This is a genomic window from Variovorax sp. Soil_C_12, assembly GCF_057657375.1.
In genome coordinates, this window is sequence record NZ_JBDGIO010000005.1 from 433418 (window position 1) to 458262 (window position 24845).

The 24845-nt window shown below is 68.2% G+C and carries 24 protein-coding genes; 7 read left to right on the top strand and 17 right to left on the bottom strand.

Annotated features, from left to right (window positions below):
• The first annotated feature begins 3 nt into the window (after nt 1-3).
• From AC3A6X_RS16825 to AC3A6X_RS16840, 4 genes are read left to right on the top strand one after another with little or no spacing between them, the layout of a single operon-like run.
• Nucleotides 4-972 carry a DUF58 domain-containing protein gene (locus AC3A6X_RS16825; protein WP_487843254.1) on the top strand — a complete coding sequence of 323 codons (969 nt, stop codon included), beginning with the start codon at nt 4-6 and terminating at the stop codon, nt 970-972.
• Nucleotides 966-2972 (top strand): transglutaminase TgpA family protein, encoded by a 2007-nt coding sequence (locus AC3A6X_RS16830; protein ID WP_487843255.1) that lies wholly within the window; start codon nt 966-968, stop codon nt 2970-2972. Before AC3A6X_RS16825 ends, AC3A6X_RS16830 begins: the two co-directional genes overlap by 7 nt.
• 54 nt (nt 2973-3026) lie before the next feature.
• Nucleotides 3027-4085, top strand: a complete 1059-nt coding sequence (gene mltB, locus AC3A6X_RS16835; protein ID WP_487843256.1) for a lytic murein transglycosylase B — start codon at nt 3027-3029, stop codon at nt 4083-4085.
• Nucleotides 4085-4702, top strand: coding sequence for an HD domain-containing protein (locus AC3A6X_RS16840; RefSeq protein ID WP_487843257.1), 618 nt, complete (start codon nt 4085-4087; stop codon nt 4700-4702). The genes mltB and AC3A6X_RS16840 overlap by 1 nt, the downstream gene beginning before the upstream one ends.
• On the opposite strand, the gene AC3A6X_RS16845 is transcribed toward AC3A6X_RS16840, so the two are convergent.
• The 8 genes from AC3A6X_RS16845 to glpD form a co-directional block, all read right to left on the bottom strand.
• Entirely contained in the window at nt 4703-5260 is a 558-nt protein-coding gene (locus tag AC3A6X_RS16845; protein WP_487843258.1) for a histidine phosphatase family protein, read from the bottom strand.
• Between the two features lie 86 nt (nt 5261-5346).
• The gene (locus tag AC3A6X_RS16850; RefSeq protein ID WP_487843259.1) at nt 5347-7077 is read right to left on the bottom strand and encodes an ABC transporter substrate-binding protein; all 1731 of its coding nucleotides are present in this window, start codon (nt 7075-7077) and stop codon (nt 5347-5349) included.
• A gap of 81 nt (nt 7078-7158) precedes the next feature.
• A complete protein-coding gene (locus tag AC3A6X_RS16855) occupies nt 7159-7467 on the bottom strand; it encodes a DUF2160 domain-containing protein (RefSeq protein WP_487843260.1) in 309 nt (102 codons plus the stop codon).
• 22 nt (nt 7468-7489) lie between these two features.
• Nucleotides 7490-8302, bottom strand: a complete 813-nt coding sequence (locus AC3A6X_RS16860; RefSeq protein ID WP_106554351.1) for a carbohydrate ABC transporter permease — start codon at nt 8300-8302, stop codon at nt 7490-7492.
• Nucleotides 8299-9189, bottom strand: a complete 891-nt coding sequence (locus tag AC3A6X_RS16865) for a carbohydrate ABC transporter permease (RefSeq protein WP_106554350.1) — start codon at nt 9187-9189, stop codon at nt 8299-8301. Before AC3A6X_RS16865 ends, AC3A6X_RS16860 begins: the two co-directional genes overlap by 4 nt.
• The gene (locus tag AC3A6X_RS16870) at nt 9186-10256 is read right to left on the bottom strand and encodes an ABC transporter ATP-binding protein (RefSeq protein ID WP_487843261.1); all 1071 of its coding nucleotides are present in this window, start codon (nt 10254-10256) and stop codon (nt 9186-9188) included. Before AC3A6X_RS16870 ends, AC3A6X_RS16865 begins: the two co-directional genes overlap by 4 nt.
• A gap of 1 nt (nt 10257) precedes the next feature.
• Nucleotides 10258-11334, bottom strand: a complete 1077-nt coding sequence (locus tag AC3A6X_RS16875; RefSeq protein WP_487843262.1) for an ABC transporter ATP-binding protein — start codon at nt 11332-11334, stop codon at nt 10258-10260.
• Nucleotides 11325-12923, bottom strand: a complete 1599-nt coding sequence (gene glpD, locus AC3A6X_RS16880) for a glycerol-3-phosphate dehydrogenase (protein WP_487843263.1) — start codon at nt 12921-12923, stop codon at nt 11325-11327. Before glpD ends, AC3A6X_RS16875 begins: the two co-directional genes overlap by 10 nt.
• 161 nt (nt 12924-13084) lie before the next feature.
• Between glpD and AC3A6X_RS16885 the strand changes: the two genes are divergently transcribed.
• Nucleotides 13085-13855, top strand: coding sequence for a DeoR/GlpR family DNA-binding transcription regulator (locus AC3A6X_RS16885; RefSeq protein WP_487843264.1), 771 nt, complete (start codon nt 13085-13087; stop codon nt 13853-13855).
• A 16-nt stretch (nt 13856-13871) separates the two neighbouring features.
• Nucleotides 13872-15368, top strand: coding sequence for a glycerol kinase GlpK (gene glpK / locus AC3A6X_RS16890; RefSeq protein WP_487843265.1), 1497 nt, complete (start codon nt 13872-13874; stop codon nt 15366-15368).
• 85 nt (nt 15369-15453) lie between these two features.
• On the opposite strand, the gene AC3A6X_RS16895 is transcribed toward glpK, so the two are convergent.
• The 9 genes from AC3A6X_RS16895 to AC3A6X_RS16935 all read right to left on the bottom strand — a co-directional run bounded on the left by AC3A6X_RS16895 (nt 15454) and on the right by AC3A6X_RS16935 (nt 24417).
• Nucleotides 15454-17376: an ABC transporter transmembrane domain-containing protein gene (locus AC3A6X_RS16895; protein ID WP_487843266.1), complete on the bottom strand. Its 1923-nt coding sequence runs from the start codon at nt 17374-17376 to the stop codon at nt 15454-15456.
• Between the two features lie 185 nt (nt 17377-17561).
• A complete protein-coding gene (locus AC3A6X_RS16900; RefSeq protein WP_028250350.1) occupies nt 17562-17777 on the bottom strand; it encodes a TOBE domain-containing protein in 216 nt (71 codons plus the stop codon).
• 40 nt (nt 17778-17817) lie between these two features.
• Nucleotides 17818-18627 (bottom strand): ATP-binding cassette domain-containing protein, encoded by an 810-nt coding sequence (locus tag AC3A6X_RS16905; protein WP_487843267.1) that lies wholly within the window; start codon nt 18625-18627, stop codon nt 17818-17820.
• Nucleotides 18628-18635: 8 nt separating this feature from the next.
• On the bottom strand, nt 18636-19595 hold the full coding sequence (locus AC3A6X_RS16910; protein WP_487843268.1) for an aliphatic sulfonate ABC transporter substrate-binding protein: 960 nt from the start codon (nt 19593-19595) through the stop codon (nt 18636-18638).
• A 14-nt stretch (nt 19596-19609) separates the two neighbouring features.
• Nucleotides 19610-20440 (bottom strand): aliphatic sulfonate ABC transporter permease SsuC, encoded by an 831-nt coding sequence (gene ssuC, locus AC3A6X_RS16915; RefSeq protein ID WP_487843269.1) that lies wholly within the window; start codon nt 20438-20440, stop codon nt 19610-19612.
• Nucleotides 20441-20458: 18 nt separating this feature from the next.
• Complete coding sequence (gene ssuD, locus AC3A6X_RS16920) at nt 20459-21628, bottom strand: FMNH2-dependent alkanesulfonate monooxygenase (protein WP_487843270.1); 1170 nt, start codon at nt 21626-21628, stop codon at nt 20459-20461.
• 101 nt (nt 21629-21729) lie between these two features.
• Nucleotides 21730-22689, bottom strand: coding sequence for a sulfonate ABC transporter substrate-binding protein (locus AC3A6X_RS16925; RefSeq protein ID WP_487843271.1), 960 nt, complete (start codon nt 22687-22689; stop codon nt 21730-21732).
• A gap of 107 nt (nt 22690-22796) precedes the next feature.
• The gene (gene ssuE / locus AC3A6X_RS16930; RefSeq protein WP_106558391.1) at nt 22797-23381 is read right to left on the bottom strand and encodes an NADPH-dependent FMN reductase; all 585 of its coding nucleotides are present in this window, start codon (nt 23379-23381) and stop codon (nt 22797-22799) included.
• Between the two features lie 13 nt (nt 23382-23394).
• The gene (locus AC3A6X_RS16935) at nt 23395-24417 is read right to left on the bottom strand and encodes a sulfate ABC transporter substrate-binding protein (protein WP_487843272.1); all 1023 of its coding nucleotides are present in this window, start codon (nt 24415-24417) and stop codon (nt 23395-23397) included.
• 137 nt (nt 24418-24554) lie between these two features.
• Between AC3A6X_RS16935 and AC3A6X_RS16940 the strand changes: the two genes are divergently transcribed.
• Nucleotides 24555-24830, top strand: coding sequence for an oxidative damage protection protein (locus AC3A6X_RS16940; protein ID WP_309962238.1), 276 nt, complete (start codon nt 24555-24557; stop codon nt 24828-24830).
• Nucleotides 24831-24845 lie beyond the last annotated feature (15 nt).

Genomic DNA, 24845 nt, shown 5'->3' on the forward strand with positions numbered 1-24845 from the left:
AGCATGACGGCGGCCCTGCGTTCGCGCATCGACGGCTGGTTCCTGTCGCGCCGGCCGCCCTCCGACACGCTGGAGCTCACCCAGCGCAACGTCTACATCGTGCCCTCGACAGCGGGCTGGATGCTGGGTGCCACGCTGCTCTTGCTGCTGATCGGGTCGATCAATTACCAGCTCAACCTGGGCTACCTGCTGACCTTCCTGCTGGCCGGCAGCGTGGCCGTCGGGATGCACGTGGGCCACGGCACGCTGCGCGGCCTGGGCCTGCGGCTGATGGCGCCCGACCCGCAGTACGCGGGGGCGGCGGCCGTGCTGCGCGTGGTGCTGAACAACGCGCGGCGCAGCACGCGCTACGGCATCGGGCTGGCGGTGCGCCACAGCGGGCAATGGTCGTGGAGCGACGTGCCGGCGCAGGGCAGCGCCACGGTCGAGGTCGCTTTCAGGCCGGACCGCCGCGGGCTGCATCCGGCGCCCACGCTCACGGCCGAGACCCGCTTCCCGCTCGGCACCTTCCGCGTCTGGACCGTGTGGCGGCCGGCCTCGCAGGTGCTGGTCTATCCCGCGCCCGAGTCGCACCCGCCGCCGCTGCCGCCGGGCGAGCCGCTGGCCGGGCAGGCCGCCTCCTCGGCACTGCGCGCCAGCGTGGCGGGCGAGTACGACGGGGTGCGGGCGTACCGGCGCGGCGATCCGCTGAAGCTGGTGGTCTGGAAGCGCGCGGCGCAAGCGCAGGCCGTGGGCTCCGAGGACCTCGTGAGCCGCGATACCCAGCAGGCGCATCGGCAGGAGCTGTGGCTGGATGCGCAGGCGACGGGGCTGGCCGATGCGGAGGGGCGCCTGTCGCGGCTTTGCGCGTGGGTGCTGATGGCGGATCGGCTGGGCGTGGACTACGGGTTGCGCGTTGCCGGCCGGACCGTGACGCCGTCGCAAGGCGAGGCACACAGGCGGCGTTGCCTGGAGGTGCTGGCGCTATGTTGATCCCCGCGAAGCCCGCCCTCAAGCTCCAGGCCCTCCCCCGCGAAGCCCGCGACACGCTCTTCCTGCTGGGCGTGATCGCCCTCATCCTCCTGCCCCAGCTCCCCAACATCCCCTGGTGGTGCAGCACCCTCGCCGCCGTCGTCCTGCTCTGGCGCGGCAGCCTCGCGGTGCAGGCCCGCCCGCTGCCCAGCAAGTGGTGGCGCATCGGGCTGCTCACGGTCACGCTGCTCGTGACCTACGCCACCCACCGCACGCTGCTGGGCCGCGACGCCGGCGTGACGCTGATCGTGATCCTGCTGGCCCTCAAGACGCTGGAGCTGCGCGCGCGCCGCGATGCCTTCGTGGTCTTCTTCCTGGGCTTCTTCACGATGCTCACGAACTTCTTCTACTCGCAGTCGCTCCTGACGGCGTTCGCCATGCTGCTGGCACTGCTGGGCCTGCTGACCGCGCTGGTCAATGCCCACATGCCGGTCGGCCGGCCGCCGCTGATGCTTGCGGCGCGCACCGCCGGCTGGATGGCGCTGCTCGGCGCGCCGATCATGCTGGTGCTGTTCCTGCTCTTCCCGCGCATGGCGCCGCTGTGGGGCACGCCCGGCGACGCCATGGCCGGGCGCAGCGGTCTGTCGAACACGATGCGCGTGGGCAGCATCGCGCAGCTGGCGCTCGACGACGGCATCGCCGCGCGCATCAAGTTCGACGACGACCGCGTGCCGGCGCAGCGCGACCTGTATTTCCGCGGCCCGGTGCTGTCGCAATTCGACGGCCGCGAATGGACCGCCTCCCCGCTCCTGTCGCGCGGCACCGCGCAGAACCTGCGCGTGCAGGGCCAGCCCATCGGCTACCAGGTCACGCTGGAGCCCAGCAACCGCCCCTGGCTTCTGACGCTCGATGCCACGCCCGAGAAGCCGGAGCTGGCGGGCTACGAGCTCTTCGGCACGGCCGACCTGCAATGGCTGGCGAACCGGCCGATCAACGACCTGGTGCGCTACCGCGCCGAGAGCTACACGCAGTTCCAGAGCGGGCCGCAGCGCCGCGGCGCCGGGCTGCGGCCCTACGTTGCGCTGCCGCCGGGCTCCAATCCGCGCACCGCAGCACTGGCCGCGCAAATGAAGCGCGACCCCAGCCTCGCCGGCGCCGACACCCGCGCCTTCGTGCAGGCTGCGTTGCAGCGCCTGCGCACCGGCGGCTACAGCTACACGCTGGAGCCCGGCCTTTACGGCCAGGAAACCGCCGACGAGTTCTGGTTCGACAAGAAGGCCGGCTTCTGCGAGCACATCGCCTCGGCCTTCGTGGTACTGATGCGCGCGCTCGACGTCCCGGCGCGCATCGTGACCGGCTACCAGGGCGGCGAGCTCAACGGCGTCGACAACTACTGGACGCTACGGCACAGCGACGCCCATGCCTGGGCCGAGGTGTGGCAGGAAGGCACGGGCTGGGTGCGCGTCGATCCGACCGGCGCCGTCTCGCCCGACCGCGTCGGCCAGTTTCAGCGCCTGGTGCCGCAGCCGGGCCTGTTCGCAGGCGCGATGGTCGCCATGAGCCCCACGCTGGCGCAGAACCTGCGCGCCGCCTGGGAGGCGGTGAACAACGGCTGGAACCAGTGGGTGCTCAGCTACACCCAGAGCCGCCAGCTCGACCTGCTGAAGAACCTCGGCTTCGAGGCACCCAGCCTGCAGGACCTGGCGACCGTCCTGCTGGCGCTGGTGGTGCTGGCGAGTCTGGCGGGCGCCGGCTGGACGCTGTGGGAGCGCAGCCGGCACGACCCCTGGCTCCGGCTGCTGGGCCAGGCGCGCACGCGGCTCGGGCAAGCCGGCATCGAGCTGCCCGAGGGCACGCCGCCGCGCCAGATGGCCGGGCGCCTCGCCGAACGCTTCGGCAACGGCGCACAGGCCGCGCAGGACTGGCTGCTGCGCCTCGAGGCGCAGCGCTATGCCGCCACGCCCGGCCCGACGCTGGCGGCCCTGCGCGCCGAGTTCCGTCACCTGCCCTGGCCGCGCTGAAACCACTTGTGTCGCGCGCCGGGGACTTGCACGCGGACGGCACAATCGGCACCCATGCGACGCCTCCTCCCGACCGCCTTCTCCCTGGCCCTCGTCCTGCTGGGCGCCGCCCTCCCCGCCCTTCCCGCCTCGGCCCAGAAAGTGGTGCGCGGCGAAACGCCCTACGCCACGCGCGATGACGCGATGCAGTTCGCCGACGACGTGGCCGCGCGGCGCAACCTCGACCGCGCCTGGGTGCGCGCCACCATCGGCAACGCACGCCTGCTGCCCAGCGTGCCGCGGCTGATGCTGCCGGCGCCCCGCGGCACGGCGAAGAACTGGCGCGTCTACCGCAGCCGCTTCATCGACCCGGTACGCATCGCCGCCGGCGTGCGCTTCTGGCGCGCCAATGCCGCCACGCTGGCGCGCGCCGAGGCCGAGTACGGCGTGCCGGCGGAGATCATCGTCGGCATCGTCGGGGTCGAGACCATCTACGGCCGCGACATGGGCAACTTCCGCGTGATCGACGCGCTGGCCACCCTGTCCTTCGACTTCCCGCAGGGTCATCCGCGCGCGGCCGAGCGCCAGGCCTTCTTTCGCGGCGAGCTCGAGAGCTTCCTCAGCACCGAGAGCCGCACCGCCGAGAACCCGATGGTGCCGGTGGGCAGCTATGCCGGCGCGATGGGCATGCCGCAGTTCATGCCCAGCAGCATCGCCAAGTACGCGATCGACTTCGACGGCGACGGCCGCATCGACCTGGTCAACAACCCGACCGACGTGATCGGCTCGGTGGCCAGCTACTTCAAGGCCTTCGGCTGGCAGCCGGGCATGCAGCCCATCTACCCCGTGGGCTTCGACGAGGCGCGCCTCAAGAAAGAGGTGCTGCTGGCGCCCGACATCCTGCCCAGCTTCAGCGCCGACAGCTTCGTGGCCGGCGGCGCGGTGCTCGAGGGCGAGGCGCTGCGGCACAAGGGCCTGCTGGCGCTGGTCGAGCTGCAGAACGGCGCCGACGCGCCCAGCTACGTGGCGGGCACGCAGAACTTCTACGTGATCACGCGCTACAACTGGAGCAGCTACTACGCGATGTCGGTGATCGAGCTGGGGCGCGAGGTGCGCGCCGCGATGGAGAACTGATGCAGGCCGATGCGCGCCATGCCGCATGGGCCGAGGCCTGGTGCGCGCTGGGTGTGCAGGCGCCTGACGATGCACTCTTCAATACGCTGCTCGCGCGCTACGGCGAGGCACATCGCGCCTACCACACGCTGCAGCATCTGGACGAATGCCTCGATGGCCTGGCGCTCGAGCGCCGCCATGCCATGCGCCCTGCCGAGATCGCGCTGGCCCTCTGGTTCCACGACGCGATCTACGACGTGCACCGCCACGACAACGAGGAACGCAGTGCCGACTGGGCTCGGCAGGCCCTGCGCGATGCCGGCGTGGACGCCGGGGCCGCGCAGCGCGTGCATGCGCTGGTGATGGCCACCCGCCACCAGGCACAGCCCGAGGAGGCGGATGCGCAACTGCTGGTCGACATCGACCTCTCGATCCTCGGCGCGCCGGCGCCGCGCTTCGCCGAGTACGAGCAGCAGATCCGCATCGAATACGCCCATGTGCCGCCCGAGGTCTTCGAGCCGCGGCGGCGCCAGATCCTCGGCGGCTTCCTGGCGCGCGATCCGCTCTACCTCACGCCGTCGATCCGCGCGCGCCTGGAGGCCCAGGCCCGCCTCAACCTGCAGGGCGCGATCGCCTGATCAGGCGCCGAACAGCCCGCGCGCCACGACCTGGCCGGCGCGGTCCACCACCACGGCCGCGCCCATCGCCACGGCCTCGCCGGTGAACGCCGTGATGTTGACCTGGTGCGTGACCCAGACCTCGAAGGCGCCGGCCGGAATGCGCGCCAGGCCTTCCAGCAGCAGCTTCCGGTTCTCGGGCGCGACTTGCGCATTGCCGAAGCTGGAGTTGAGCGGCGTCCACAGTTCGTGCGCACCGAAAGCCAGCTCCGCCGTGTCCTTGCAGCGGCACCACGCACTGGAGCGCACGGCGCGCGGCCGCAGGCTGCGGCTGCGGAACCATTCGCCGGCCGCGCGGGCCTGGGCCCGGCCCGCATCGCTCAAGTTGCGCTGGGTGTCGCACTGGTCCAGCCTGAACCCGGGCGGATCGCCCACGCCCGAAGTGGTCAGCGCATGGCGCCACAACACCGCGCAGCGGCCGGCGCGCAAGCGTTCGGCCATCGCGTCGTCGCCCTGCTGCGCATGGGCACGGCCGGCCAGGGCCGCGGCCAGCAGGATGAATTCGCGTCGCCCGAGCATCGCGCGAGGCTAGCAAAGCCGCCGACCCAAAGCAAAAAGGGCTGCTGTGCCCGTCGCACAGCAGCCCTTGCAGGACGCTCGGATGCTCAGCGCGCCTTGCCTTCCTTCCAGGCCGTCAGCAGCTTGTCGTAGTCGATGGTCTCGCCCTTGGGCTTCTCGTTGGCCAGCTTCTTCCACGGCGCATGCTGGTCGCTCAGCCACTTGCCCGCGTCGCCCTTGGCGTTGAGCTTGGGCGCGCACTTGGCCATGCCGGCGCGCTGCAGGCGGCCCATCACGTTGTCCATCTCGTCGGCCAGGTTGTCCATCGCCTTCTGCGGGGTCTTCTCGCCCGTCACCGCCTCGGCCACGTTCTTCCACCACAGCTGCGCCAGCTTGGGGTAGTCGGGCACGTTGGTGCCGGTGGGCGACCAGGCGACGCGCGCCGGGCTGCGGTAGAACTCGACCAGGCCGCCCAGCTTGGGCGCCATGTCGGTCATCGCCTTCGACTGGATGTCGGACTCGCGGATCGGCGTCAGGCCGACGATGGTCTTCTTCAGCGAAGTGGTCTTGGCAGTGATGAACTGCGCATAGAGCCAGGCGGCCGCGGTGCGGTTCTCGTCGTGGGCGGCGAAGAAGGTCCACGAGCCGACGTCCTGGTAGCCGTTCTGCATGCCCTGCTTCCAGTACGGGCCGTTCGGGCCGGGCGCCATGCGCCACTTGGGCGTGCCGTCGGCATTGACCACCGGCAGGCCCGGCTTGGTCATGTCGGCAGTGAAGGCGGTGTACCAGAAGATCTGCTGCGCGATCTGGCCCTGCGCGGGCACCGGGCCGGCTTCGCCGAAGGTCATGCCGGTGGCTTCGCGCGGCGCGTACTTCTTCATCCAGTCGACGTACTTGGTGAGCGCATAGACCGCCGCCGGCGAGTTGGTCGCACCGCCGCGCGACACGCTGGCGCCCACCGGCGTGCACTTGTCGTCGCCCACGCGGATGCCCCACTCGTCGATCGGCAGCCCGTTGGGCGTGCCGATGTCGGCGGTGCCGGCCATCGAGAGCCACGCATCGGTAAAGCGCCAGCCCAGCGACGGGTCCTTCTTGCCGTAGTCCATGTGGCCGTAGATCGGCTTGCCGTCGATGGTCTTCACGTCCACGCTGAAGAATTCGGCGATGTCCTCGTAGGCGCTCCAGTTGAGCGGCACGCCCAGGTCGTAGCCGTACTTGGCCTTGAACTTCTCCTTCAGGTCCGGGCGCGCGAACAGGTCGGCGCGGAACCAGTAGAGGTTGGCGAACTGCTGGTCGGGCAGCTGGTAGAGCTTGCCGTCGGGCGCGGTGGTGAACTTGGTGCCGATGAAGTCCTTCAGGTCCAGCCCGGGGTTGGTGTATTCCTTGCCCTTGCCGGCCATGTAGTCGGTCAGGTTCATGACCTTGCCGTAGCGGTAGTGCGTGCCGATCAGGTCGGAGTCGGAGATCCAGCCGTCGTAGATCGACTTGCCCGACTGCATCGAGGTCTGCAGCTTCTCGACCACGTCGCCTTCCTGGATCAGGTCGTGCTTGACCTTGATGCCGGTGATCTCCTCGAAGGCCTTGGCCAATGTCTTGGATTCGTACTCGTGCGTGGTGATCGTTTCCGACACCACCGAGATCTCGCGCACGCCCTTGGCCTGCAACTTCTTCGCGGCGTCGATGAACCATTTCATCTCCGCGGTCTGCTGGTCCTTGTTCAGGGTCGACGGCTGGAATTCGCTGTCGATCCATTTCTTGGCCTCGGCTTCGCCCGCCGAGGCGCTCTGCATGGCGAGCGCCGCCGCTGCCAGTGCCAGCGCTGTGTAGCGAATCTTCATGGATGTCTCCTCTAGGTGCTTCCCGGTGTTGTGCAGATCCCGGCCCCGGGAAAGCGAAGAGCCGGACAGCGTGAAAAGAATTCAGCCCTTGCGCATGACCAGGGCGAGCACGAGCATCGACAGCACGAAGCTGATCCAGATCGAGGGCTCGGCCTCCAGCGCCAGCCATTCCTGGAACTTGCCGGCCAGGCCGATGAAGATCAAATTGATGTAGGCCGCGATCAGCAGGCCGATGAAGAGCCGGTCGCCGCGCGTGGTCTCCATCGGCAGCCAGCCGCGGCGCAGGGTCGTCGGCGACTTGAATTCCCATACGGTCATGCCGACCAGCATCAGTGCGATGCAGCTGAAGAAGACCGCCACGGGGGTGGTCCAGACCATCCATTCGAACATCTCGAGCTCCTTTCTTCTTTTGTCAAACCCGCCCCATCGCGAAGCCCTTCGCGATGTAATGCCGCACGAACCAGATCACGATCGCGCCCGGCACGATCGTCAACACGCCCGCCGCCGCCAGCGTCGCCCAGTCCATGCCCGAGGCGCTCACGGTGCGCGTCATGGTTGCCACGATGGGCTTCGCATTCACGCTGGTCAGCGTGCGCGCCAGCAGCAGCTCGACCCAGCTGAACATGAAGCAGAAGAAGGCCGCAACGCCCACGCCCGCCTTGATCAGCGGCAGGAAGATGGTGAGGAAGAAGCGCGGGAAGGAGTAGCCGTCGATGTAGGCCGTCTCGTCGATCTCGCGCGGGATGCCGCTCATGAAGCCTTCCAAAATCCACACCGCCAGCGGCACGTTGAAAAGCAGGTGCGCCAGCGCCACGCCCAGGTGCGTATCCATCAGCCCCACCGTCGTGTAGAGCTGGAAGAATGGCAGCAGGAACACCGCCGGCGGCGTCATGCGGTTGGTCAGCAGCCAGAAGAAGACATGCTTGTCGCCGAGGAACGAGTAGCGCGAGAAGGCATAGGCCGCCGGCAGCGCCACCGTGAGCGAGACCACGGTGTTGATGCCCACGTAGATCAGGCTGTTGATGTAGCCCGAGTACCAGGACTCGTCCGTGAAGATGCGCGCGTAGTTGGCCCAGGTGAAGTGCTGCGGGAAGAAGGAGAAGCTCGAAAGGATCTCCTCGTTGGTCTTGAAGCTCATGTTGACCATCCAGTAGATGGGCAACAGGGCGAACAGGATGTAGAGCAGCAGGAAGATGCTGCGCTTGCGGAATCTCTTCTCGTTCATTGGGGCTCCTCCACGGCCTGCGTACCCACCCGCTGCATCCAGTTGTAGAGGACGAAGCAGAACAGCAGGATGATCAGGAAGTAGATCAGCGAGAAGGCCGCCGCCGGACCCAGGTCGAACTGGCCCACGGCCTTCTGCGTGAGGTACTGGCTCAGGAAGGTGGTGGCGTTGCCCGGCCCGCCGCCCGTCAGCACGAAGGGCTCGGTGTAGATCATGAAGCTGTCCATGAAGCGCAGCAGCACCGCGATCATCAGCACGCCGCGCATCTTGGGCAGCTGGATGTAGCGGAACACGGCGAAGCGGCTGGCACCATCGATGCGCGCGGCCTGGTAATAGGCGTCGGGGATGGAGCGCAGGCCGGCATAGCACAGCAGCGCCACCAGCGGCGTCCAGTGCCAGACGTCCATCACCAGCACCGTGAGCCAGGCATCGGTCGCGCTGCCCGTGTAGTTGTAGTCGATGCCCAGCTTCTGCAGGGCCCAGCCGAGCAGGCCGATGTCGGCACGGCCGTAGATCTGCCAGATGGTGCCCACCACGTTCCAGGGGATCAGCAGCGACAGCGCAATGATCACCAGCACGGCGGAAGACTTCCAACCCGTCGAGGGCATCGACAGGGCCAGGCAGATGCCCAGCGGAATCTCGACCAGCAGCACCGCCAGCGAGAAGCCGAGTTGGCGCCACAGCGCTCCGTGCAGTTCGTCGTCGCGCATCACCGCGGCGAACCATTCGGTGCCGACGAAGACGCGGCGCTCGGGCGAGATGATGTCCTGCACCGAGTAGTTGACCACCGTCATCAGCGGCACGATGGCCGAGAAGGCCACGCACAGCAGCACCGGCAGCACCAGCCACCAGGCCTTCTGGTTGATCGGCTTGGTTGTTCCGTTCATGCCACGAGCTCCTCGTCTCGGTAGAAGCACGTATGCGCGTCCACCACCTTCAGCCAGACCGGCGAACCCGCCGCCGGCACCTCCACGTCGGAAGGCAGCCGCGCCTTGATCACGCTCTCCCCCGCCTGCGCCGTCAGCATCTGGTGCGTGCCCACGTCCTGCACCTGCACGACGGTCGCCGCCACCGCTCCGGCCGCGCTCGGCTCGGCCAGCGTGACGTACTCGGGACGAATGCCCAGCTTGAGCGCGCCCTCGGGCAACGTGCGCTGCGTCGTGAGCCGCATGCCCGCCACTTCGAGCGACCAGCCGCTGCTTAGCACCGGCAGGAAGTTCATGCCCGGCGAGCCGATGAAATGGCCGACGAAGGTATGGGCCGGCCGCTCGAAGAGCGCATCGGCGCTGCCCACCTGCACCGCCTTGCCGCGCGTCATCACCACCACCTCCTCGGCGAAGGTCAGCGCCTCCACCTGGTCGTGCGTGACGTAGATCAGCGTGAGCTTGAGCTCGCGGTGGATCTGCTTGAGCTTGCGCCGCAGCTGCCATTTGAGGTTGGGGTCGATCACCGTCAGCGGCTCGTCGAAGAGCACGGCCGACACGTCGCTGCGCACCAGCCCGCGCCCCAGCGAGATCTTCTGCTTGGCATCGGCCGCCAGGCCGGCGGCGCGCTGGTTCAGCTGGCCGCTCATGTCGAGCATCTCGGCGATCTCGCCCACGCGCTTCCTGATCTGCTCGGCCGGCAGCTTGCGGTTGCGCAGGGGGAAAGCCAGGTTCTCGGCCACGGTCATGGTGTCGTAGATCACGGGGAACTGGAACACCTGCGCGATGTTGCGCTCCTGCGGCGACGCGTGCGTGACATCGCGCCCGTCGAAGCTGACGGTGCCGCGCGAGGGCACCAAGAGGCCCGAGATGACGTTGAGCATGGTCGTCTTGCCGCAGCCCGAGGGGCCGAGCAAGGCGTACGCGCCGCCGTCGCGGAAGCTCATCGTGAGCGGCAGCAAGGCATAGTCGCTGTCCTGCGTGGGGTTGGGGCGATAGGCGTGTGCCAGGTCGAGGTCGATGCGTGCCACCTCAGCCTCCTTGTCTGCGCCAGGCGGGCGCCACGGCCAGCCGTTCGGCGCTGTCGAACAGATAGGCCTGCGAGGCCGGGAAATAGAGCGTGATCGCGGCGCCCAGCTCGAAGCGGTGCACGCCGGTCAGCTGGGCCACCAGTTCGCCCACCAAAGTCTCGACGTGCACGAAGGTGTCGGAGCCCGAGATCTCGGCCAGCTCGACCTTGCCGGGGATCGCGATGTCGCCCTCGCCCGGCCGCACGTCCAATGCGCTGGAGCGCAGGCCGATGGTGACGGCGCCGTCGACGCCCGGCGAGAGCGTGAGCGGCACCAGCGGGCCGCCGGCCAGCTGCACGCCACCGGCCGCCACGCGCCCGGCCAGCAGGTTCATCGGCGGGTCGCTGAAGGCGCGCGCCACGCGCAGCGACTGCGGCGCATGGAAGACCTCGGCCGTGGGGCCGTACTGCAGCAGCTCGCCGGCATCCATCACCGCCGTGTAGCCGCCCAGCAGCAGGGCCTCGCCGGGCTCGGTGGTGGCGTAGATCACGGTGGAGTCGCCGGTGGCGAAGAGCTGCGTGAGCTCCTCGCGCAGGCCTTCGCGCAGCTTGTAGTCGAGGTTGACCAGCGGCTCGTCGAGCAGCACCAGCGGCGCGTTCTTGGCCAGCGCGCGCGCCAGCGCCACGCGCTGCTGCTGGCCGCCGGAGAGCTCGGCGGGGTAGCGGTCGAGGAACATGCCGATGCTCAGCTTCTCGGCCAATTCGCGCACGCGCGCCTCGACGTTCTTCTCGCCGCGCAGCTTGAGCGGCGAGCCGATGTTGTCGGCCACCTTCAGCGAGGGGTAGTTGATGAACTGCTGGTAGACCATCGCCACGTTGCGCTCGCGCACCGGTACGCCGGTCACGTTCTTGCCGTCGACCAGGACCAGGCCCGAGGTGGGCGTGTCCAGCCCGGCCATCAGCCGCATCAGACTGGTCTTGCCGGCTTGCGTGGCGCCGAGCAGCACCGTCACCGCGCCGTGCCTCGGCGCGATGCTCTGCTCGTAGAGCCAGGTTTGCGCACCCACCTTCTTGGTGATGCGCTCGAGTGTCAGCTGCATGCAACTCCTTCTTGCTGCTCTTGGGTCCGGGCCTGCTGCTGCATCCAGGCACCGACCCGTTCGCGTTCTTCCGCCGTGAAATGAAGGCCCAGCTTGGACCTGCGCCACAGCACGTCCTCGCCGCTGCAGGCCCACTCCTCGTCCCGCAAGTAGTGCAGCTCGCGCTCGTGCAGGCCGGGGGCCACGGCACGGCCCATGTCGTTCATGGATTGCGCCCCGCCGATCACGGCCGAGACGCGGGCGCCGTAGGCGCGCGCCAGGCGGCGTGCCAGCGCGGCATCGAGCCACGGATGCCTCGAACGGACTGCGGCCACGAAACGGCCGAAGTCTTCGTCCGGGCGCGCGGCGGCGCCGATCCAGCCCGAGAGGTCGCCGCCCGCCAGGAAGGAGCCCTCGGTCCAGGCCGGGCGCGCTTCGCCGAGCATGCGGCCCACCTCTTCGGCCGCGTCCTCCGAGAGCTTGCGGAAGGTCGTGATCTTGCCGCCCCACACCGACAGCAGCGGCGCCGCGGTGGTGTTCGATTCGAGCATGTAGTCGCGCGTCACCGCCGACGGATCGCCCGAGGCATCGTCGAGCAGCGGGCGCACGCCCGAGTAGGTCCAGACCACGTCGGCCGGCACGATCGGCTTCTCGAAATAGCGGCTGGCCTGGGTGCAGAGGTAGTCGATCTCGTCCGCGCCGATGCGCGCCGCGCCGGGGTCGTCGCCGCTCAGCTCGATGTCGGTGGTGCCGATCAGCGTGAAGGCGTCCTGGTAGGGGATCGCGAAGATGATCCGCTTGTCGGGGTTCTGGAAGATGTAGGCATGGTCGTGTGCGAAGAGGCGCGGCACCACGATGTGGCTGCCCTTGACCAGGCGCAGATGCCGGGTCGCCAGGGCCTCGCCCTTGGCGGGCTGCGCCACGCCGCGCAGGAAGGACTCGGCCCAGGGGCCCGCGGCGTTCACCACCGCGCGGGCGCGCACCGTGCGCCGGCCGGCCGGGCCTTCTAGCACGGCGGTCCAGCCGTCGGCATCGCGCTGCGCGCTCACGCAGCGCGTGCGCGTCAGCACCTCGGCGCCCTTGGCGCGCGCATCCAGCGCATTGAGCACCACCAGCCGCGCATCGTCGACCCAGCCGTCCGAATACACGAAGCCGCGCTTGAACTGCGGCTTGAGTGGCGCGCCGGCCGCGTGCGCGCGCAGGTCGACCGCGCGCGAAGCCGGCAGCACCTCGCGCCGGGCCAGGTGGTCGTAGAGGAAGAGGCCCATGCGCACCATCCAGGCGGGCCGCATGGAAGGGTCGTGCGGCATCACGAAGCGCAGCGGCCACATGATGTGCGGCGCACTGCGCAGCAGCACCTCGCGCTCCTGCAGCGCCTTGCGCACCAGCGAGAACTCGTAGTACTCGAGGTAGCGCAGCCCGCCGTGGATCAGCTTGGTGGAAGAAGAAGAGGTGTGCGCCGCGAGGTCATCCTTCTCGCACAGCAACACGCGCCAGCCGCGGCCCGCCAGATCGCGCGCGATGCCGCAGCCGTTGATGCCGCCGCCGACGATCAGCACGTCGCAGGCAGCCAGGGCGGCGGCCGAGGAGGATGGAGGGGTTGCACTCACGGTCTTGGAATGGGTCTCTCGGGGTCTCGAATTTTGCTCGAAGAATCTTCGCTTTTTTTCATTTTGGTTCCTTAAGGCGCGATTTTCCTAGTCGTTAACCCTTAAGACTCTTCGTTTTCTTTCGTTCTAAAGTAACCCGCCTTGCGCTCTCTTCCATTCGCGTGAATTCGAATCCTCGCCAGCTCAAGCTCCTCAACACCGTGCGCACGCGCGGCTCGGTCACGGTCGAACAGCTGGCCGACATGCTCGACGTGACCCTGCAGACGGTGCGCCGCGACGTGCAGCGCCTGGCCGACGAAGGCTTGCTGACGCGCTTTCACGGCGGCGTGCGGGTGCCGAGCTCGACCACCGAGAACATCGGCTACCAGCAGCGCGGGACCCTGCATGCCGAGGGCAAGGCGCGCATCGCGCACGCCGTCGCCGCGCGGGTGCCGAACGACTGCTCGCTGATCCTGAACATCGGCACCACCACCGAGGCCATCGCCAAGGCGCTGCTGCAGCACAGCGGGCTGCGCGTGATCACCAACAACCTCAACGTGGCGACCATCCTGAGCGACAACCCGAACTGCGAGGTGATCGTGGCGGGCGGCTCGGTGCGGCTGCGCGACCGCGCGATCGTGGGCGAGGCCACGGTCGATTTCATCCGCCAGTTCAAGGTCGACATCGCGCTGATCGGCGTCTCCAGCATCGAGTCCGACGGCACGCTGCGCGACTTCGACCTGCGCGAGGTGAAGGTGGCGCAGACCATCATTGCGCAGGCGCGCGAGGTCTGGCTGGCGGCCGACGCGAGCAAGTTCAACCGCCCGGCGATGATCGAGCTGGCCAAGCTGTCGCAGATCGACTGCCTGTTCACCGACGCGGAGCCGCCACCGCCCTTCCCCGAGCTGCTGGCGCAGGCGCAGGTCCGCTGCGAGATCGCGCGCGAACATTGATCAAGGACCTTTCCTTATGACCTACCTGCTCGCCCTCGACCAGGGCACCTCCAGTTCCCGCAGCATCGTCTTCGACCGCGAAGGCCGCATCGTCGCCATCGCCCAGCGGGAGCTCACGCAGATCTATCCGCAGCCCGGCTGGGTCGAGCACGACCCGATGGAAATCTGGAGCAGCCAGCTCGCCACCGCGCACGAGGTGCTGGCCAAGGCCAAGCTGAAGGCGAGCGACATCCACGCGGTGGGCATCACCAACCAGCGCGAGACAACGGTGCTGTGGAACCGCAAGACGGGCCAGCCCGTGCATCACGCCATCGTCTGGCAGGACCGCCGCGCCGAGCCGATGTGCGCGAAGCTGCGCGAGGACGGCATGACCGGCACGATCCAGGAGAAGACCGGCCTGGTGATCGACGCTTACTTCTCCGGCACCAAGCTGCGCTGGCTGCTCGACAACGTGCCCGGCGCGCGCGCCGCGGCCGAGCGCGGCGAGCTGGCCTTCGGCACGGTCGACAGCTGGCTCATCTGGCAGCTGACAGGCGGCAAGCAGCATGTGAGCGACGTGAGCAATGCCTCGCGCACCATGCTGTTCAATGTGCACACGCATCAGTGGGATGCCGACCTGCTCAAGGCGCTGGACATCCCCGCCTCGCTGATGCCGCAGGTCAAACCTTCGAGCGCGCATTTCGCCGACACCGACGTGGGCCTGTTCGACCGGCCGCTGCCCATCGGCGGCGTGGCCGGCGACCAGCAGAGCGCCCTCTTCGGCCAGGCCTGCTTCGAGGCCGGGATGGCCAAGAATACCTATGGCACCGGCTGCTTCCTGCTGATGCACACGGGCGGCGACTTCCAGCCTTCGCACAACGGCCTGCTCGTGACCAGCGCCGCGCAGGCGCCCGGCATGCCGCCACAGTACGCGATGGAGGGCAGCGTGTTCGTCGGCGGCGCGGTGGTGCAGTGGCTGCGGGATGGGCTGAAGGCCATCCAGGGCAGCGCGCAGGTGCAGGCGCTGGCCGAGAGCGTGCCCGATGCGGGTGGGGTGATGATGGTGCCGGCCTTCACCGGGCTCGGCGCGCCCTACTGGAATGCGGATGCGCGCGGCACGATCACGGGGCTGACGCGCGGCACCACCGTCGCGCATATCGCGCGCGCGGCGCTGGAGAGCATCGCCTACCAGAGCGCTGCGTTGCTGCAGGCCATGAGCCGCGACGCGGTGGCCGCGGGTGGCACGCCGGTGGCGGAGCTGCGGGTGGATGGCGGTGCCGCGGTGAACGACCTGCTGATGCAGTTCCAGGCGGACCTGCTGGGCATTCCGGTGGTGCGGCCGGAGGTCATCGAGACCACGGCGCTCGGCGCTGCGTACTTGGCCGGACTGTCGACCGGTGTGTACCGCGATACGGGGGAGCTGTCGAAGCAATGGCGGGTGGAGCGGCGCTTCCTGCCGACGCTGAGCCGTGAGAAGGCGCAGGAGAAGATGGCGCGGTGGGAGCTGGCGGTGCGGAGGGCGACGCTGGTTTGAGCGCCCCCGCGGACGCGACCAGCGCCTGCACCTGCTTCTTTACCCCCAGAGCGGAGAAGCAAGCGTCGGCACCAGCCTGGCCTGATCATTCAATGGCGTCGCGGTCACCGAGCCAGGAGCCGGCGGCGAGAAGCTGGCCATCGCCTGCACCAGGTTCTGCACCTGGGTGTCGATCAGCACATGGCCGTCGCTGGTCCTGAACTCCTCGACGTGGTATTGACTCCCCGCGTACCAGCTGTTCAGGGTGTTCTCGCGCACGCTGCGGTTGAACAGCACGTTCTCCTGCAGCACCACACCGATCTGTCTTCTCAGCTGGGCTGCGTCGATCTGCCGGATGTCGATCCCATCCACCAGGGCCTTGCTCCGGTAGGTAGAGGCGCTGGACCAGCTTGGTCAGCGTGCTCTTGCCGGAGCCGGAGCGCCCGACGATGCCGATCACTTCGCCGGGGCACACGTCGAGCCTCACGCCATCGAGCACGGGTGCGGCTTCCGGACGGTAGCGGAACGTCAGGTTCTCCAGCGTCACTCTCCCTTCCAGCGCCGGCAGCTGCGCCGCCGCATGGGACGGCACCTCGGTTCGGCTGTTCAGGATGTCGCCCAGCCGCGCCATCGAGATGCCGGTCTGCTGGAAGTCGGTCCACAGCTGAGCCATGCGCATGATGGGCTGCGCCACCCGCTGGGCGAACATGTTGAAGGCGACGAACTGGCCGACGCTGAGCTGGTTGTCCATCACCAGGTGCGCACCCCACCAGAGCGTGGCGGCGTTGACCAGCTTGCCGATGAGGTTGATGCCCTCATGGGCCCAACTCGCGAGGCTCTGCGTGCGGAAGCTGGCCGAGGCGTAGGCGGCGAGCTGCTCGTCCCAGCGGCGGCCGAAGACGGGTTCGAGTGCGGTGGCCTTGACGGTCTGGATGGCGCCGACGGTCTCCACCAGCAGCGCCTGGTTCTCGGCGCCGCGGGCGAACTTCTGGTCCAGGCGCCGGCGCAGCACAGGCACGACGGCGAGGCTCAGGCCGAAGTACAGCGGCAGGCTCGCGAGCACGATGAGCGTCATGGAGACGCTGTAGAACAGCATGACGCCGATGAACATCGCCGAGAACAGCACGTCGAGCACGACGGTGAGCGCATTGCCGGTGAGAAAGCTGCGAATGTTCTCGAGCTCGCGCACGCGCGCCACCGAGTCGCCGATCCTGCGAGCCTGGAAGTAGGCCAGGGGCAGCTGCACCAGATGGCGGAACAGTCGCGTGCCGAGCTCGACGTCGATGCGGGTGGTGGTGTGGCCGAAGATGTAGCCGCGCAGCCCGTTGAGCAGGCTCTCGAAAATGACCACCACCAGCAGGCCGACGACGAGGACATCGAGGGTGGTGAGGCCGCGATGCACCAGCACCTTGTCCATCACGACCTGGAAGAACAGCGGGCTCACCAGCGCGAAGAGCTGAAGCATGAAGGAAATGGCCAGCACCTCGACCAGCAGGCGGCGGTGCTTGACGAGGCTGGGCACGAACCAGGAGAAGTCGAACTTGGCCACCTCGCCCGCAAGGCTGGCGCGGCTGGTGATGAGGATGATCTCGCCGGTCCAGTGCTGCGCAAAGACTTCCAGGGGCTCGATCACCGGGCAGGAAGAGCCCTGGGAAGGATCATCCTGGAACAGCACGCGGTGCGCATCGCACCGGCCGAGGATCACGCAGCGCGTCTTGCCTTCGTCGCCGTGCATCAGCGCCAGCACCGGCAGCGGCGTCATGCCCAGGCGATCGAGCGTGGTGCGCGAGAGCTTGGCCTTGAGCCCCAGCAGCCTGGCCGCGCGCAGCACGATGGGGGTGTCGACCACATCGCAGGGACCAAGACTCAGCTGATGCGCCAAGGTCGACGGATCTGCGGCGACCTGATGCAGGCGCGCCAGCGTGCAAAGTGCAACGAGTGCCGGATGGGGCTTTGGTGCGGACGTTGTTGTCGTGGCCGGCGTGGCTGCGCCCTCGCCGCAGGCAAGGGGTCGTACCCATTCTTTCAACTCTTTCTCCCTGACTTTTAGGACGGCGGAAGATAGCTGAACAAAGAACGGGCGGCAATGTCGAGGTGAAGATTACCGTCTTCAACCAAAGTCGCTAACGCTTCTGCTTTACACGACCTCAGTGCTGCATATGCAGGGGTTAATCCGATTGAAAGGGGCGAGGCTCGGGGCCCCGCCGCAGGGCCCTAGAGCTTGGCGATCGACACCTCCGTGGACTTCACCAGCGCAACGACGTCGGAGCCGGGCTTGAGCTGAAGCTCGTCGACCGAGCGCGTGGTGATGACCGAGGTCACGATGCCCCAGGCGGTCTCGACGTCGACTTCGGAGACGACATCGCCGCGGATGATCTCGCGGACCTTGCCCTTGAACTGGTTGCGGACGTTGATGGCTTGGATGGACATGGGTAGCTCCTGTTGAAAAAAAGAAAAGAGAAGAAAGGGATCAGACGGCCCAGCGCAGGGCATGCGCCGGCCCGTAGGCCCAGCGCGTGTCCTTGGCCGGCTCGCCATCGGGCTTCTGCAGCACGCGGTCGAGAATGCGCTTCTCGATCGCCGCAAAGGCCGGATCGCCCTGCGAGCGCGGCCGCGCGAGCGCGATGTTCTCGTCGAGCGCGATGCGGCCGTCCTCGATCAGGATCACGCGGTCGGCCAGCGCCACCGCCTCCTGCACATCGTGCGTGACGAGCAGGGCCGTGAAGCGGTGGCGCTGCCACAGGTTCTCGATCAGCCGGTGCATCTCGATGCGCGTCAAGGCATCGAGCGCGCCCAGCGGCTCGTCGAGCAACAGCAGCCGCGGCTGATGCACCAGCGCACGGGCCAGCGAGACGCGCTGGCGCTGCCCTCCCGACAGCCGCGCCGGCCACTCTGCCTTGCGATCGGCCAGGCCGACCTGCGCCAGAACTTCCTCGCCGCGCGCCCGCGCCGCCGGCGGCAAGCCGAGCGTGACGTTGTCGAGCACACGGCGCCAGGGCAAGAGGCGCGCCTCCTGGAACATGATCCGCGTGTCGTCGTGCAGTCCGTCGACGGGCTGGCCGTCGGTGTAGAGGCCGCCTTCGGAGGCTTCTTCGAGGCCCGCGACGAGGCGCAGCAGCGTGCTCTTGCCGCAGCCGCTGCGGCCGACGATGGCGATGAACTGGCCCGGCTCGATCGTGAGCTGGGTGTTGCGCAGCACCTCGCGCGTGCCGTAGCGCTTGTGGAGGCCGCGCGCTTCGAGGCGCACGCCGGGATGGCCTTGCTGGAGGATGGCGCTCATGTTGTTTCTCAGGCTCCGGGGTTGAAGAGCGCCGCGTCGAGCGCATTGAGTTTTCGGGGCAGCAGCTTCTCGGCGAAGAAGGCATCGGCAATGCGCTGCTGTTCGGCGAGTCCGCCGGCCACCACGGGCCGCACCGCGTAGCTGCGCCTGGCGTTGGCCTGCTCGACCGTGGCCGTGTCGAGCCCCCACACCGGGGCCAGCAGCGCGGCCGCTTCGGCGGGCTTGTGCTTGACCCAGAGGCCGGCCTTGTGCAGTTCGGCGTAGAGCACGCGCAGCACGTCGGGGCGCGCGTTCGCGAACGGCGTTCCGGCCAGGTAGTAGCGCTGGTACGACGCGATGCCGGTGCCGTCCGCCAGCACGCGCAGCTTCGACTGGCGCTGCGCCGCGGAGAGGAAGGGGTCCCACACGACCCAGGCATCGATCGCGCCGCGCTCGAAGGCGGCGCGGCCGTCGGCCGGCGTCAGGTAGGCGGGCTCGATGTCCTTGAACGACAGGCCGGCCTTGTCGAGCGCCGCGATCAGCAGGTAGTGCACGCCGGCGGCCTTGGCGAAGCCGACTTTCCTGCCCTTGAGGTCGGCCACGGACTGCAGGGGCGAATCGGCCCGCACGACGATCGCCTGCGCGGCCGGCGACGGCGCCTCCTGCGCGACGAAGGTCAGCTTGGCGCCCGCGGCCTGGGCGAACACCGGCACGGTGTCGGCCACGTCGGCGCTGAAGTCGAGGTTGTCCAGGTTGAGCGCCTCGAGCAGCGGCAGGCCGCTGCTGAACTCGTGCCAGCTGATCTTGACGCCCAGCGGTGCGAGCTGGCGCTCCAGCGTGCCCTGGGCCTTCAGCACCACGGTCAGCGTCGACGATTTCTGGTAGCCAATGCGGATCGTCGACGATGCGGCGCCTTGCGCGAAGGCCACGCCGCCCGCCAGCGAAGCCAGTGCGCCCAGCGCGGCGCGGCGAGTGAGGGAAGAAGTCATGTCGCCCTCCTCCTTCACTTTGACTGGTAGCCCGGGTGCCAGCGCAGCCACCAGTGCTCGAGCCCGCGGGCGAACACGTCGGCCAGCTTGCCGAGCAGTGCGTAGAGCAGGATGCCCACCAGCACGATGTCGGTCTGCAGGAACTCGCGCGCATTCATCGTGAGGTAGCCGATGCCGGCCTGCGCGGAGATCGTCTCGGCCACGATGAGGATCACCCACATGAGTCCGAGCGAGAAGCGCAGACCCACCAAAATCGATGACAGCGCGCCGGGCAGGATCACTTCCTTGTAGAGCTGCCAGCGCGAGAGCCCGTAGGTGCGGCCCATTTCGATCAATTGCGGGTCCACGTTGCGGATGCCGTGGAAGGTGTTGAGGTAGATCGGGAAGAACACCGACACCGAAATGAGGAACAGCTTGGCTGACTCGTCGATACCGAACCAGAGGATCACCAGCGGAATCAGCGCCAGCGCCGGGATGTTGCGCACCATCTGGATGGTGGAGTCGAGCAACGTCTCGAAGAACTTGACCGAGCCGGTCAGGAGCCCCAGCGCCAACCCGAGCCCGCCGCCGATGGCCAGGCCCGACAAGGCCCGGCCGGCGCTCACCTTCACATGGGTCCACAGCTCGCCGGAGACGGCCAGCGTCCACGCGGCCTTGACCACGTCGACCGGCGCCGGCAGCACGCGGGTGGAGAGCCAGCCGAGCGACGAGGCGATCTGCCACGCGACGATCAGCCCCACGGGCACGAGCCAGGGCACGAGACGCCTGGCGACGCCGAGCCCGAAGGCTCGAGCTGGCCCCAGCAAAGGCGCCGCGACCGGCAGTGGCTGCACTTGTTCAGTCATGAGTAGAAATCCTCGCGATCAGCTTTGGGAAACGAGGCGCGAAGGCGCATCGAGATTGGCGACGACTTCGCCGAAAGGGCCGGTCAGCGACCCGCCCGGCAGGCTCGGGCGGCGCTTGCGCGGCAGGAGCGGGAACACCAGTTCGGCGAAGCGGTACGACTCTTCGAGGTGCGGGTAGCCCGAGAGGATGAAGTTGTCGAGGCCCAGCGCCGCGTACTCCTCGATGCGCGCCGCCACGGTCTTCGCGTCGCCCACCAGCGCCGTGCCGGCGCCGCCGCGCACCAGGCCCACGCCGGCCCAGAGGTTGGGCGAGATCTCGAGCTCGGCGCGTGTGCGTTTGGCACCGCCGGCATGCAGCGCGGCCATGCGGCGCTGGCCTTCGGAGTCCATGCGCGCGAAGGCCGCTTGGGCGCGGATCACGGTGGCGTCATCGACGCGGCTGATCAGGTCCTCGGCAGCTTTCCACGCCGCGTCATCCGTCTCGCGCACGATCACATGCAGGCGAATGCCGAACTTCACGGTGCGGCCCTTGCCTGCGGCACGCTCGCGAACGTCGGCAATCTTCTTCGCGACTTCGGCGGGTGGCTCGCCCCAAGTCAGATAGGTATCGACCTGCTCCGCCGCAAGCTCGTGCGCCGCCGCCGAGGAGCCGCCGAACCACACCGGCGGATACGGCTTCTGCGTGGGCGGGTACAAGAGCTTCGCGCCCTTCACGCTCAAGTGCTTGCCCTCATAGTCGAAGGCCTGGCCCTCATGGCTGCGCGCAATGATCTCGCGCCAGATGCGGATGAACTCGGCCGATTGCTCGTAGCGCGATGCATGGTCGAGAAAGACGCCGTCGCCCTCGAGCTCTGCCTGGTCGCCGCCGGTCACCAGGTTGACCAGCACGCGCCCGCCCGAGAGCCGGTCGAAGGTCGCGGCCATGCGCGCGGCCAGGCTGGGCTGGTGCAGGCCGGGCCGCACCGCGACCAGGAACTTGAGCCGGCGCGTCGCGCCGATCAGGCTGGCCGCGATCACCCACGGGTCCTCGCAGGAACGGCCGGTGGGGATCAAGACGCCCTCGTAGCCGAGCTGGTCGGCCGCGCCGGCGACCTGCTGCAGATAGGCCAGGTCGACAGGACGTGCACCTTCGGTCGTGCCGAGGTAGCGGCTGTCGCCGTGGGTGGGAAGAAACCAGAAGACTTGCATGGTGTGATCTCGATCAGATGGCGAAGAGAAAGCGCCGCAGGCCCCACTCCCGTGCCGTGGTGCGAAGCACCCGCACGGCGCGCAGGCGCCACAGCGCGCTGTCAGGCAATGCCGGCGGCCGCTGCATCGAGCACGTTGATCTTCTTGGGGATCAACCCGAGGGACAAAAAGGTGTCGGCGATCTTCTGCTGCTCCGCCAGGATGGCCTTGGTGATCGGCCCGGTGCCGTACTTCCAGCGGCCCACCACGACGTCGACGACCGGCTGCGGAATCCCCCACAGCTGCGACAGCTCGGCGGCGTAGGCGCTCTTGTTCGCTTGGCCCCATTGGTCGACCTTGTTGATCTCCTCGGTCAGGATCCGGATCACATCGGCGTTCTTCTCTGCATAGCCGAGCGAGGAGAAGTAGTAGCCGCGGTTGCCGACCACGCCCGCGGCGTCGGCCAGCACCCGGGCCTCGAGCGCCTTTTCTGCCGCGGCGAGGAAGGGGTCCCAGATCACCCAGGCGTCGACGGAGCCTTTCTCGAAGGCGGCGCGCGCATCCGCGGGCGGCAGGAAGACGACGTTGACGTCGCCATAGCCCAGGCCATGCTTGTCCAGCAGCTTGACCAGGAAGTAGTGCACGTTGCTGCCCTTGTTGAGCGCGACCTTCCTGCCCTTGAGCTCGGCCACCGAACGGATCGCCGACCCTTTGGGCACCAGCACCGCTTCCGACTGCGGGCGCGGCACCGTGGCCGCCACGTAGGCCAGCGGCGCACCCGCGGCCTGCGCGAAGATCGGCGGCGCTTCGCCGACATCGCCGAAGTCGATCGAGCCGACGTTGAGCGCTTCGAGCTGCACCGGCCCGGCCGTGAACTCGGTCCACTTGAGCGAGACGTTCAGCGGCGCCAGCTGCTTCTCCAGGGTGCCGCGGCCCTTGAGCAGGCTCAGCACGCCCTTCTGGTGGCCGATGCGCAACTGCCGCGCCGGTGCCTGGGCGAACGCGGCCAGGGATGGCAGGGCGATCGCCGCGGCGGCGCCGCGGATCAAGGCACGGCGCTTCGATGAATGCAAGGTCTTCATGGTGAGTGTCTTTCAGGCGTGAGCCGTCCCACGCCGCACGCGCGGCGGCGAAGAACGCAGGAAGAATTGGGAGGGAGAGAGACGCGCCGGGCCCGCGGGCCCGGGCTTCAGACGCTACATCGCACGCGCGAGAAGGGCACCGGTTCGAAGCCGTTCGTCGCCGGCAGCTTGAGGCCTTCGTGCGCGAGGGCGTCCACCGCGTCGTCGAGGCGCTGGGCCAGCTCGCTCTGCAGCTGGTAGGCCCCTTCGGGCTGCAGCGTCACCTGCCCGTCGGTCGCATACACGCCCGGCAGGATGTGCCGCGCCGCCAGCGACTGCAGCACCGGCCGCAGCGCATAGTCCAGCGCCAGCATGTGGTGCGGGCTGCCGCCGGTGGCCAGCGGCAGCACCGTCTTGCCGCGCAGCGCGGACTGCGGCAGCAGATCGAGGAAGACCTTGAGCACGCCGCTGTACGCGGCCTTGTAGACCGGCGTCGCGATCACGATCGCATCGGCCTTTCGCACCTGCTCGGCGGCATGCTGGATCGCCGGATGTGAGGCCTCGCCCAGCAGCAGCGCATGCGCCGCGAGTTCGCGGATCGCGATCCGCTCGACCGGCACGTCGCGCAGCGCCAGCCGCGCGGCCACCGCATCGAGCAGCACGGCCGAGCGCGAAGGGGCCGACGGGCTGCCGGCAATCAGGAGAACAGTCACGATCGGGGCGCTCTTACTTTGCGCTGTAGATCTGGTCGAAGGACCCGCCGTCGGCGAAGTGCTCCTTGTCCGCCTTGGCCCAGCCGCCGAAGGCCTGGTCGATGGTGAACAGCGTGAGCTTGGGGAACTGCTTCTCGTACTTGGCCTTGGCCTTGTCGGAGGTCGGGCGGTAGTAGTTGCGGCCCGCGATGTCCTGGCCTTCGTCGGAGTACAGGTACTTGAGGTATTCCTCGGCCACGGCGCGCGTGCCCTTCTTGTCGACCACCTTGTCGACCACCGTCACCGTGGGCTCGGCCAGGATGCTGACCGAGGGCACCACGATCTCGAACTTCTCGGGGCCGAATTCCTTCAGCGCCAGAAAGGCCTCGTTCTCCCAGGCCAGCAGCACGTCGCCCACGCCGCGCTGGACGAAGGTGATGGTGGAGCCGCGCGCACCAGTGTCCAGCACCGGCACGTTCTTGTAGACCTTCGACACGAATTCCTTGGCCTTGGCATCGCCACCGAACTTGCGCTTGCCGAATTCCCAGGCAGCCAGGTAGTTCCAGCGCGCGCCGCCCGAGGTCTTGGGGTTGGGGGTGATCACCTGCACGCCGGGCTTGGCGAGGTCGTCCCAGTCTTTGAGGCCCTTGGGGTTGCCCTTCTTCACCAGGAACACGATGGTCGAGGTGTAGGGGGCCGAGTTGTGCGGCAGGCGCTTCTGCCAGTCGGCATTGACCAGGCCGCCATGCTTGACCAGCGCATCGGTGTCGCCGGCCAGCGCCAGCGTGGCGACGTCGGCGTCGATGCCGTCGATGATCGAGCGCGCCTGCTTGCCGGAGCCGCCATGCGACTGCTTGACCGTCACCGCCTGGCCGGTCTTGCCCTTCCAGTAGGCGGCGAAGGCCTTGTTGTAGTCCACGTAGAGCTCGCGCGTCGGGTCGTAGGAGACATTGAGCAGCGTCACGCCCTGCGCGAACGACGGCAATGCCGTGAGGGCGATGCCGGCCGCAGCGGCGGCGGCGAGGGAAAGCTTGATAAAGTCGCGGCGGTAGCTCATGGTCTTGTGCTTCAGGAAGGCATAACAGTGAAGCTTCGAATTCTGAATTCGGCATAAGGAAAGGGGAACGACCGAGTTCTCAGTTCTAAATAGCCAAATCAACTAAGCCACCCCCACCGCTTCAAGAGGCAATCCAAATGGCACGCATGATCCAGTGCATCAAGCTCGGCAAAGAGGCCGAGGGGCTCGATTTCCCGCCCTACCCGGGTGAACTCGGCAAGCGCATCTGGGAAAGCGTCAGCAAGGAGGCCTGGGCCGCCTGGCTCAAGCAGCAGACCATGCTGGTCAACGAGAACCGGCTGAACCTGGCCGATGCGCGCGCCCGCCAGTACCTGGCGCGCCAGATGGAAAAGCATTTCTTCGGCGAAGGTGCCGACGTCGCGCAGGGTTACGTTCCCCCGCCGCCCAACTGATCCCCTGGCTCGCGC